Raw genomic sequence first — 10,949 nt, 5'->3', positions numbered from 1 at the left:
TGTTACATCTAAAATCGGTATGCCGCAGGAAGCGAAAGACATACATCCAATCAACACCTCAAGTTACAGCAGAAAATATCTTAAATAGAGAGTTTAGCTCCACTGAATTCGGAACAAAGTGGCTGACCGATGTAACGGAAATGAAATATGGTACCCAAAGCAAAGCTTACCTTAGTGCCATCCTTGACTTAGCGGATAAAAGTATTGTTTCTTTTGTCATCGGACATTCCAACAACAATGACCTTGTTTTTACAACTTTTGATCTGGCTCACCAAGCTCACCCAAATGCTCGTCCTATCTTTCATAGTGATCGTGGTTATCAGTATACGAGCAAAAAATTTAAGAAGAAATTAGATGAGGCAGAAATGATTCAAAGCATGTCGAGGGTATCTAGGTGCATCGATAACGGTCCGATGGAATCATTTTGGGGAATGTTAAAATCCGAAATGTATTATCTTGCTAGATTTCGCACGTATGAGGAGTTGGAAGCAGCCATTATAGACTACATAGAATATTACAATCGCCATCGATACCAAAAGAGATTGAATGGTATGACACCATTAGAGTACAGACAATACCTGAAAAGTTTAGCAGCTTAAAAATAACACCAACCACATAATTATGATTGGTGTTAAGCTTTTATTTATTCCACTGTCTACTTGACAGGTGGCAGTTCAGTGAAGGCTTTAGGACAACCTTTAGCTTTTATAGTAAACCAGAAGCTAATACAAATATAGTTAAACCATGAGTTAAAGTCGAAGCGATGATCCCGTATTTCATTCTTACAAAAGCACAAACCATTCCCTCATAAAGTGTGAAGATCAATATAGCTATACCTAAATCAGTTACAGTGGCGGATAAGAAGATATGTCCTAGTGCAAAAAGTAATCCTGATAGGATAGCAGCACGCCAAGGACCAGTAATTTTTTCGAAATATCCTTGAAGATAGCCTCGGAATAGAACCTCTTCCATCAGGTTTCCAAACAGGGCTAACACTAACAATGGGACGATAAGATTAGTTGGGACAATGCCACCCCTCAGTTCAACAGGAGCCACATTATACATATAAAGAAATGGCAGGATAACAATTACAGCACCAGCTAGCCCCATCCCTATAGAAGCAAGTTTGTTTTGACCAAACCATACCAAATACTCTTTTAATTTAGGGTTAAGATACACTATGGCTACGGTAAAAAGTAAAGAAATGATTCCTAAAGTGGTTAAAATCAAGCCATCCTCAATGAAACGTACCCATACCGTGTTTTCTGAAACACCGAATCTCCAAAAGCCCATCGGCGTCATGGCATCTCGTACTAATATGAAACCAAATACAAGTAAAAAGAGCTTAGCCATCACCGTTTTCTGTGGCAGGAGAAGATAAGTTAAGGTGATAAGAATTAAGCCAGGTGTAATTCGTAAAGAGTACTGAAAAATTTGTTCTAGCTGTTCCATTGATTCATTCTTCCTTTCATCAGGTCAAGTTTCTATACATTATGGTTCTAAGGAGCGCATGATTTGATCGACTACCTTTTTTTTGTAGTCTTCAACCTTAGCTTCACTTATTGGTACCGCCGTACCCTCATGCAATAAATTGGGATGATAAAGCATTGGGAAGAAACAGAAAACCTGAATGGTGGCTAGGGTAATAAACAATCTTGCATCTGTCTCTGCATGGAAAACCCCTTCTCGTATCCCCCCGTTTATTATTTCAATTAATAAGGTATAAAGCTCGCCCCCTACCTCTTCTGCCATACTGTTCAACGTGCTCCACTTTGAAACCATTTCCCACTGCATGATTGAAATGTAGGCCGGATTACTTCGGCAGTAATCAAAATAAGCTTCAATTGCTTCTCGGATTTGTTCATCTACCGTTTGGGACCGCGGCTTTCTAATATCTCTAAACATTTGCTGCATTTGGACCTGTAATACTTTCGCATAAAGACCTTGCTTATCACCAAAGTAATGATAGATCATTCTCTTGTTTACTCCACTATCTGAAGCAATTTCATCCACTCTAGCTCCAGCCATTCCTCCCACGGCAAATCTCTTCGTAGCTGCTTCCAATATTAGCTCTTGGGTTTTCTGAGGATCTCTTTTCATAATTTCACCTTTCTTCAACTTGTAACTATCTAGTTATTTACTTAATATATAATAGGATAGAACCAATCTAAAGTCAATAGGGACTAGCAAAAATAAAACCCCTTAAGCTGTACATACAGCAAAAGGGGGCGTGTTCCTGCAATAATTGTTTTAGCTACACTCTTTCTAGAACAATTCTCATGAAACTATTCAGTTTTACTTGAATCTAATCTTAAATATAGATTTCAATCGTAGCTTCTTCTTTAAGAGGAATAGCTAGCTCAAGCTCCGCTTCAATCCGTTTCTCTCTAATTAAAATTTCCTCTAGCTCATCCCTGACCTCGTCAAATGGCATAACTTCATACTCAGCCTGATCTAAAAATGCATCATACTCCGCTCTTACTTCCTCTTCTGATACGGTAATTTCACCAATTTGACTAGTGATATAATGCTCATTTTTCAGCATGGTTAGAGCATGTCTTCTTATTTGCTCCTCTGTATACTGAGCATACTCCTCTTGCTCCTCCAGCTGTCCCATTTGCTCTTCAATTTGATCCTCGGTTGGCTCATAAGTGGTTTGTGCCGCGGCTTCTTCTATTAAATGGGCACTAATCATCTGATCAAGCTCCATAAGTGAACGTTCTCTCAGCTCCTCTACAGTAATCTCTGAAGGAATGACCCCATAACTAGCTAACAAAGCAATCGTATATTTTAAAATATCATCACTAAATTCTGTATCATTTACTCTCGCTACAACAGGTGGAATGTCAAATTCTCCATCCGTTACAGTAATATAATCATCTAGATTAATCCCTTCTTCTTCGTTAGCCTCATCCTCAATTTCATCTCCATTTGAATCTCCAGAGCTACACGCAGCACTGATCAATAAAAGGAAGACTAATACCTTTAAAAGCCATAATTTCTTCAAAGTTAAAACCCCTGTTCTGTCAAGTTTTTCAAATCTAACGTTATTTAGCCCACCATCATTTAATGACATTGTAAAGCATTTGTCAACCTTCAAGCTTTGTAATCCCTATTCAAAAATCACCAAAAACAAGCAATAATCCATTATAAATTATTTTAAAAATTCAAAATAAAATAAATATTGTGTTTTTTACTTAAAATGAATATAATAATACTACGTAATTCTAATTTATGACATCAGAGGATATTTAATCAATCTAAAACAGAAATGGAGGTATTGTATTGAACGTCAGAAAAGGTTCAAAATGGTTGCTCGTATTGTTACTTTCTGCTTCACTTGCTTTCTCAGCTTCTCCGGTTGGAGCTGATGATTTCGATCTGGAAACAAATCCGATTTTATTTGCGTCAAAACAATTAAAAGTGACGGCTTACCCTCAAGCGTGGAGCAATTGGTGCTGGGTGGCAGCTGCAAAATCAGTGGCTAATTTCCACACTGGAAACAAAAGCACCCAGTGTCAGTTTTATAAGTGGGGGAAAAAGTCAAGCTCATGTCCTAATAACACAGGTAACTGGACAAATTATCAAAATATTTTTAAACAGCTAGGCTTTAAAAGCAACGGAACTGAAGTTTCTGGTTCGGTTACTTTTTCTCGTATCAAAACGGAGATTAACAACAGCAGACCTCTCATTCTCCGTAGGTCATGGCTCAATAACAACGGTAAGAAAACCGGGACCCATCACGCAACACCAGTCATTGGCTACAATGATACAAATAATATGGTCACGTACATTCATATCAGCACTACAACATCAGGAACGAAGTCAGTCAAAGAAAAACATAGCTATATGAAAAGTAATTCAAAATATTCTTGGACTCTTTCACGATATGGGATGTATAAATAAAGGGAGGTGAGCATGTGTTGAGGCAAAAATATGTTGTCCTACTGGTTATATTAAGTTCAATTTTACTAATGGGATTTGGACCCATTTATACGACCGATGAAGTGCCTCAGGATGTATATCAGGTTTTAGATACTGAGTTTTATCAATTTGTAGATGAGATTTTTGCGGAAGGTTCTCAGGATCTCTTTAATTTTGAGGTAGAGCGTGGAGACATTTCACCGGGGGCCATACACCCCGTCCATACCATACTTCAGGATGAGAACTTTAAGCCAAGCATTCAGTTTGAAGGAGAATGGATTGTTGCTATTTATCAAAATGGTGTAGCTAGAAATGCTCTTGAAATAGCCAAAAGTCCTGAGGGTGGCTTTGAAATTGTAAGGCTGGGACATTATATGGAATTGGCTCAAGCGTTAGATCGTAGACAGCCCCATGAAGACTACCTATATGAGCCTATGAGCGGTTTTGGCTACTTCCTTAATGAGCAAAAGCTAACAGTCAGCCCAATAGGGGAAGAGATGAAGCAATATATTGCTGAAAGAAGCGAGGTCATTTCTAACTTTTCAACAAGCGCTGAGCTTTCACTAGAACAGTTTTCTGAGTTTCTATCTTATGAATACCGGGAAGCCATCCCTTTACATGAAGACGAGGAAGGTGCAGGAGGTGGGCCTGTACAAGGAAATATATTTTCATCCGTACCTGGAAATCTATATTGGTGGCTAGTTGCTTTTCTAGGTGTAGCCTTTGGTGGATTTACCTTTGTTCGTAGATATCGTTTTAAAGCATAGAAAGTATTGGCTTTATTTAACTTCTAAGAATAGAAGTAGGTCACAGCGTTCTAAACGTTAAGACCTACTTCTTTTTGCTTATTCTATCAGGAATAGTACCTCCCTTGGATGTATCCAGCCTAGTATAGCAAAGTAAACAGCACGATACACTTCATAATGCAGTTGACTGTTTAACTCCTATATACATGTACAGGATATGTCAGCTTTTTCATTTAATCAAGTCATTCTATATTTCTTTAGAAAGTAAATGCCCTCTATTCCTCCAAATAACTACTGCTGTACCCATGCTCCATACGTATACTGAAGCGTAAAGCAATCGCTGTAGTAGTCCGCCAGGAAGTGAAATGAATGCCTGTAGAAAAAGTGAGAGTAAGACAGCGCTTGTCAAGGCCCCACAAATATAGCTCCATGTAGCAAGCTTTGGCCGTATACCTCTTATTGCCTTTCCTAGTAAAAACAAAGCTGGTATCTGGACAAACATACCTGGAAGTGAAGCTAAAGTATGCCAGACAAAGCTAACATCTGCGGGAATAATACCCGCAACAGACATGCTTAGTCCAAAGATAATAAGAAGCCATGTAGCCACTCTTGCCATCCTTGTTGCAGGCCAAAATTGCTGTAGGCAGATCGCCCCAATAACGGTTGTTAAACCCGTAATTGTAAACGTCCAATTCATAAGTAAATGAGCAGGTGAACAAATCTCATAGGGGGCCAGTAGATACGTATTGGTTCCGCATACAGTAACACCTAAATCACTCATCGGCTGATCTAAAAATGAGTATGGTACCATTGACTCTTTTATAACGAAGAACTCTATAAGGAAGTAAAAGATAGTTAAAAACCAGGAAAGGCAACCAACAACTAAAGCCCACCTACGGTTGTGCCTTATCCTAAGAGCTAAAAAAACACCTATTAATACTGTGCCAAGCATGGCGAAATAAGAAAAGCTCAATATATCCATCTCCTTTACTCTAGCTGAATGTTATTACATTTTACTTATTTATCTATTAAAATTCTTTCTTTTAATTAAACGTTTTAGTAGATTGGTGATTGAGCAAAGCTAGAAGCACTTTTCTTATCTCTTCACTACTAGAGCACAGCAAACTATTTCTTGGTAAACACAGGCTACAAACGTAGCAATCAAATAGCCAGCTATACGTCTTATACTGAAGAAAGTTTTTAAACTCACACATATACCCTTCATCTGTTTTTTCTAAATGATGAATAGCCAAAACGGACAGAGGGACAGTAAGACCCGTTTTCAATACCTTTGAAAGAGCTTCTTTAGCGGTCCATAATAGCGTTAATCCCTGATTCAGCAATAACTGCTGCCCCTTCAGCAACTCAAGCTCAGTATCTAACATCTGTCTCAATAAAGCTTCTTCATTGTCTCCTGACACCTTTTCAACATCAATCCCCATTGGATGCTCCTCTGGAAAGGCGAGAGCAACGGCGAGATGATCAGCATGGCTAATACTTACTTGAATCCTCTCACTACTATTTGGATAATAGAGAACCGGTTGATTAAACACACCATTTATTATAGAGATGTCCTCCATGGCTGTATTATTTAAGAGGGATTGAACACTTTTTTTACCTACATATCTCCCTAAACTGTACTCGCGGCGCCTCTTTTCAAACTTAAATTGTTCTAGCTCCTGTTGTTCTCTAGGACTGAGAAACGGAATAATTTGTTCCGTGCTAGTTGGATTAGATAATCCTAGGGAAAGATTAGCTGTATAAGTCTTCAACTCTTTTTTATTTTCTCTCTTTACTTCCAATAGATAATCGATCACTTCAATGATAAGCCTCCCTCCTTATGTACAAAATAATTTTTTTCACACTACTAAAAGCTAGTTCTACAATAAAAGTAGACTTCCTTCTAAGAATGAACATTTTCCTATATTCTCTGAAGATATGTATCATCCTTCATATGTTTATGATTCATTTATTTTACACTCACCTCAATATCAAATCAGCTATTTAACTATACATGGGTACTGCTCTTAACTAAATCGACAAAGCTTTGTACAGCAGGTGTTAAGACCTCCCCTTTTCTAGTCCAAATAGCGATACTGTTTTTCAACTGTACCCCTTTTACATAAACCTGTGATAGTTCTCCTTTTTCTACTAGATCACGTACAACAAGTGAGGATATAAAAATCGCACCGTACCCGGCTAAAACAGCTCTTATTGATTCATTCAATCCACTGAACTGTAGAGATATTTTAGGTGCTTTTACATGATAAGTCTTACACAAGGCAAATAATCTTTCTCTTGTAGAGCTACCTTCCTCTCGCATGATAAATGGAACAGTTACCATTTCCTCTAAAGATATTTCCTTATTTGCAAACGGGTGCCCTTTTGGAACAACAAACCATAGTTCATCCTGAAAAAGCTCGTCCCAGTGGATCAAATCTGTTTCCTGCTCGTCCTTTCCTCCGCCAAAAACAGCTACATCTGCTTCAAAATGGATCAATTGATTAAAAGCCTCTCTAGAGTTCATCGTTGTAATCATCATCTCTACATCCTCATGCTCCTTCTTGAACTGAGCAGCCCAGGCTGGAATAAGGAAATTTGCCGGTAAATAGGTCGCTGCCAAACGGATAGTGCCCGTCTTTCCGAGTGCATAATCCTTTAAATAAGCTTCCATTTGACGCTCTAATGAAAAGAGCTTCTCAGCTTGCTCAGCTAAGATTTCCCCTGCATCCGTTAACTGAATTCTTCGATTCCTAGGTACAAATAATGTTGTGCTAATGTCCTTTTCAAATTGTTTAATTTGCTTTGTCACCGCGGGCTGACTAATTCTCAGCTCATCAGCAGCCCTAGTCACACTACCGAGCTTTGCTACTGTATAAAACAATCTTAAAGCGTGAAGATTCATAACCTCATCTCCTTATATAAATTATTTATATGTAATGTGTAATAATATATATTTTATTTATATTTAATTATATCTTACGCTAAAGATATGAACAGAACAACAGTTATTTATAAGAATTAAAGGAGGACTGGTTATGCAAGGATTAATTAAACAAATAAAAGGAAGAGAAATACTTGATTCACGTGGTAACCCAACGATTGAAGTTGATGTCATTACGATTGAAGGGGTTTTAGGTCGTGCTGCCGTTCCCTCTGGTGCATCAACTGGAGAAAATGAAGCTCTTGAGCTCAGAGATAAGGAACCAAAGAGGTACTTAGGAAAAGGGGTTACAAAAGCAATTCAAAACGCAGAGGGAGAAATCTTAACTCAGCTTCAAGGTCTGAGTGTTTTTAATCAAAAGCAGATTGATCATTCAATGATTAGCCTAGACGGTACAGAAAATAAAAGTAGGCTTGGAGCAAATGCTATGCTTGGTGTGTCTTTGGCTTGCTCAAGAGCTGCTGCTGCAACCTTAAACATCCCTCTTTATCAGTACCTTGGTGGAATTCAAGGCTCACGTTCCTTGCCAACACCATTGTTCAATATTATCAATGGTGGAGCACATGCTGACTCAGGAATAGATATCCAAGAGTTTATGATTGTTCCGCATGGAGCCCATTCATTCAGAGAAGCGGTACGGTTTGGTGCCGAGGTTTACTATCAATTAAAGGGATTGCTTGCTGAAAAAGACTTCGTTACAGCGGTAGGTGATGAGGGAGGATTTGCCCCACGTCTAGATACAAGTGAGGAAGCCATCCAATTCATCATTCAAGCGATTGAAGCAGCAGGACATAGACCGGGAATAGATATATCTATCGCGCTTGATCCAGCTGCGAGTGAATTTTTCGATGGAGGCTATTATCATTTTGAAGGGAAGAAGCTACAAAGCAAAGAGATGGTTGAATACTATAAAAATCTTGCTTCTATTTATCCGATTGTTTCAATCGAAGATGGACTTGATGAGCAGGATTGGGACGGCTGGAGCCTCCTTACTCAGCAGCTAGGTGAACAACTTCAATTGGTAGGTGACGATATCTTCGTTACAAACTCACGCTTTTTAAAGAAGGGTATACAAGAACATGTAGCCAACGCTATTTTAATAAAACCGAATCAAATTGGTACATTAACTGAGACACTAGATACCATTCAAGAAGCTCAAAAAGCTGGCTACGGTATCGTAATGTCACATCGTTCAGCGGATACAGAGGATAGCTTTATCTCGGATCTTGCTGTAGCCACCAATTCAGGCCAAATTAAAGCAGGCTCTGTAGCAAGAAGTGAACGCTTAAGCAAGTATAATCAATTAATACGGATTGAAGAGCAGTTATCCTAATTGTATAGAATCAAAAAGCCACAAAAAGCCTTAATAATAGAGGTTTTTGTGGCTTTCTAACAGTCTAAGAATTTATAAAATTTGATGCAATGATTTCTCAAGTTTTATAAATTCTGGCTGCATGTAAAAGCCTCCTATAATGATGGACTAGACAGCCTCTTCGAGAACGCTTCAATAGAAGCTTTTCTTAAATGTCTGTTCATTGTAATAACCTACTCCCTAACTCTTTTGAAAAACTTGATGCAAACACTTTGTTAACAGATCAGGAAGCACTTCAAATGAGTATGTTAGTTCTAGGCGTTCTGTCCATTTATGCGGATCAAAGCCGTATGGACCAAGATTCAAAACAGGAATACTGAATTTCTCCATCGCTTCAAAAGGAATCGTATAACCCTTCTCCCACAACGGCATATTCTTTGTAAGGATTTTATTTGACTTTGACATCGTAGCGGAGCCTACGTAGCTAAGATCCATCATTGCTGAATGATAGTTTTGGTGGAGTAAAGAAAATCCGTAGGTTGTCTCCGTATAATCACTTAACTTTGTACAGATATCCTGTAAGAATGAATTCTTATGAGAGCTAATGGATGGATAATAAGGTGGTGCAAAGAAAAAAACAATCATGGGTGCTAGGTCCTTACATAATAAAGCAAGTACATCCACCAGCATCGTAGCCAACTGACGATCCTCCATGAATGAATCTGCTTTCTTCCATTCCTGCTCTATGAGCTGATCTACTCTTTCCTTTGTGTATGTTTCACAGGCATAGCGGTATAATTCTTCATATTGAAAAACCCTCACTTTTACTTCAGCTATCCCCTCTGATAAGCCATACCTTCTCACTTTTCCAGCATGTCGTTGCTCTATGATTTTTGCTGACCTTTTAGCTACACCTAATAGCGGCTCAACGTATTCTTCTACTGTCTTCTCTACTAAAAAAAGATTAAACATGGTCACGGCACGATACGGTATTGTTACGGAGTACTCTTTTAGCAGGTCATTTTGAATAAGATTGGTTGGTGGAGGGGTTAGCTCAGATTCTAGGGGTTCAGAAAAAGAATCCTCCAGCTCCATTTCACATGTAACCACGGAGGCCATATAGTTTCCATTCAATCCGTTCAAAGGCTCCTTCGCATGTGTTTCTTTACCATAGCAAAAAAACGCTGGAAGAGCCTTACCGACAGATCCCATTTCCAAATAATGATTTCTATCTCCAGAGGTACGCAGATCCATCGGCTCTGAGTTTATTAACAGCTCGTACTCGAGTTCATGCTCTTCTGCAAGAGCTACTAGGGCTGGTACTGCTGCTCTCATGCCAACAGAGTTGACCTCCTCGTCAGGTACAGTAAGAAGCAAAAGGTTTCCTTCAAATTCACCCTTACTTGCCTGTTCAATTAGAGAAACATGTATGGCAAGCCCACATTTCATGTCCATCACACCACGTCCAAACCACCATTCTCCAAGCTCTAGGTCACTTTTCACCTCATCAGGCAGCATGTCTTTTTTTGAATAGATTAGTGTTGTAAGCTTCTCTATATCAAAGGCATGTTCCTCTAACTCTCCATAACACTCAACCTCTACCACATCAAAATGGCTAAGTAAGACAACTGTTTTTCGTGTTTCTTTCTTACTTTTTACTAGAGCCGTTACAAACGACCGTCCGTCACCTGTTTCATGAATGTTTAAATGTTCCTCAACCTCTTGAAAATAGCTTAACCCTCTTAGCTTATCCGCTAAAATATGTGAGAACTGCTTCTCAGCCTCCGATCCACTCACGCTTGGAATACGGACGAGCTCCTGTAATAAATTCATCTTTTGATCCTTCGTCGCCCATTTCATACTCTTCCCTCTCCTTTTATCCCAATATACAATTCTTAAAAAGCGGCCATCCTAAGCACAATTAAATTGGCTGTTATTTCTTTTTATCGTTTTATCTAGCTATATCCTCATCTTAGTATTCAAATATGGATTTAACAAGCTTTCATTCTTTCAATCCGTTAAC

The 10,949-nt window shown here is 38.7% G+C and carries 11 protein-coding genes; 4 read left to right on the top strand and 7 right to left on the bottom strand.

From position 1 onward, the window contains the following. Positions 1-599, top strand: a 599-nt coding sequence (locus tag J2S11_RS19005) for an IS3 family transposase (RefSeq protein WP_307397295.1), incomplete at its 5' end; no start/stop codon positions are given. A gap of 106 nt (positions 600-705) precedes the next feature. On the opposite strand, the gene J2S11_RS19000 is transcribed toward J2S11_RS19005, so the two are convergent. The 3 genes from J2S11_RS19000 to J2S11_RS18990 all read right to left on the bottom strand — a co-directional run bounded on the left by J2S11_RS19000 (position 706) and on the right by J2S11_RS18990 (position 3,007). Next, positions 706-1,452: a CPBP family intramembrane glutamic endopeptidase gene (locus J2S11_RS19000; RefSeq protein ID WP_307397293.1), complete on the bottom strand. Its 747-nt coding sequence runs from the start codon at positions 1,450-1,452 to the stop codon at positions 706-708. 39 nt (positions 1,453-1,491) lie between these two features. Then, on the bottom strand, positions 1,492-2,100 hold the full coding sequence (locus J2S11_RS18995) for a TetR/AcrR family transcriptional regulator (RefSeq protein WP_307397291.1): 609 nt from the start codon (positions 2,098-2,100) through the stop codon (positions 1,492-1,494). 211 nt (positions 2,101-2,311) lie between these two features. Then, the gene (locus tag J2S11_RS18990) at positions 2,312-3,007 is read right to left on the bottom strand and encodes a hypothetical protein (protein WP_307397290.1); all 696 of its coding nucleotides are present in this window, start codon (positions 3,005-3,007) and stop codon (positions 2,312-2,314) included. 278 nt (positions 3,008-3,285) lie between these two features. Here J2S11_RS18990 and J2S11_RS18985 point away from each other — a divergent pair, with 278 nt between their 5' ends. Both J2S11_RS18985 and J2S11_RS18980 read left to right on the top strand, forming a co-directional pair. Beyond that, on the top strand, positions 3,286-3,906 hold the full coding sequence (locus tag J2S11_RS18985) for a C39 family peptidase (protein ID WP_307397288.1): 621 nt from the start codon (positions 3,286-3,288) through the stop codon (positions 3,904-3,906). A 14-nt stretch (positions 3,907-3,920) separates the two neighbouring features. Next, positions 3,921-4,691, top strand: coding sequence for a hypothetical protein (locus tag J2S11_RS18980; protein WP_307397286.1), 771 nt, complete (start codon positions 3,921-3,923; stop codon positions 4,689-4,691). 226 nt (positions 4,692-4,917) lie between these two features. Here the strand turns inward: J2S11_RS18980 and J2S11_RS18975 are convergent, their stop codons facing one another. The 3 genes from J2S11_RS18975 to J2S11_RS18965 form a co-directional block, all read right to left on the bottom strand. Next, positions 4,918-5,643 carry a DUF998 domain-containing protein gene (locus tag J2S11_RS18975; protein WP_307397284.1) on the bottom strand — a complete coding sequence of 242 codons (726 nt, stop codon included), beginning with the start codon at positions 5,641-5,643 and terminating at the stop codon, positions 4,918-4,920. 70 nt (positions 5,644-5,713) lie between these two features. Continuing rightward, positions 5,714-6,487 carry a 4'-phosphopantetheinyl transferase family protein gene (locus J2S11_RS18970; protein WP_307397283.1) on the bottom strand — a complete coding sequence of 258 codons (774 nt, stop codon included), beginning with the start codon at positions 6,485-6,487 and terminating at the stop codon, positions 5,714-5,716. Positions 6,488-6,678: 191 nt separating this feature from the next. Continuing rightward, complete coding sequence (locus J2S11_RS18965; RefSeq protein WP_307397281.1) at positions 6,679-7,575, bottom strand: LysR family transcriptional regulator; 897 nt, start codon at positions 7,573-7,575, stop codon at positions 6,679-6,681. Between the two features lie 133 nt (positions 7,576-7,708). Between J2S11_RS18965 and eno the strand changes: the two genes are divergently transcribed. Further along, positions 7,709-8,947, top strand: coding sequence for a phosphopyruvate hydratase (eno, locus tag J2S11_RS18960; RefSeq protein WP_307397279.1), 1,239 nt, complete (start codon positions 7,709-7,711; stop codon positions 8,945-8,947). Positions 8,948-9,166: 219 nt separating this feature from the next. Here the strand turns inward: eno and J2S11_RS18955 are convergent, their stop codons facing one another. Further along, complete coding sequence (locus J2S11_RS18955) at positions 9,167-10,786, bottom strand: M20/M25/M40 family metallo-hydrolase (protein ID WP_307397277.1); 1,620 nt, start codon at positions 10,784-10,786, stop codon at positions 9,167-9,169. Between the last annotated feature and the right edge of the window lie 163 nt (positions 10,787-10,949).

This window comes from Bacillus horti, from assembly GCF_030813115.1.
In the GTDB taxonomy this organism is placed as follows: Bacteria; Bacillota; Bacilli; order Caldalkalibacillales; family JCM-10596; genus Bacillus_CH; species Bacillus_CH horti.
The sequence above is the reverse complement of the archived record's forward strand: the minus strand, read 5'-3'. Positions and strand labels throughout refer to the sequence as shown.

Bases quoted from the DNA above. Each gene is read 5' to 3' on its own strand.
- J2S11_RS19000 (WP_307397293.1), bottom strand. From the start codon at position 1,452: ATGGAACAGCTAGAACAAATTTTTCAGTACTCTTTACGAATTACACCT.
- J2S11_RS18995 (WP_307397291.1), bottom strand. From the start codon at position 2,100: ATGAAAAGAGATCCTCAGAAAACCCAAGAGCTAATATTGGAAGCAGCT.
- J2S11_RS18965 (WP_307397281.1), bottom strand. From the start codon at position 7,575: ATGAATCTTCACGCTTTAAGATTGTTTTATACAGTAGCAAAGCTCGGT.
- eno (WP_307397279.1), top strand. From the start codon at position 7,709: ATGCAAGGATTAATTAAACAAATAAAAGGAAGAGAAATACTTGATTCA.
- J2S11_RS18955 (WP_307397277.1), bottom strand. From the start codon at position 10,786: ATGAAATGGGCGACGAAGGATCAAAAGATGAATTTATTACAGGAGCTC.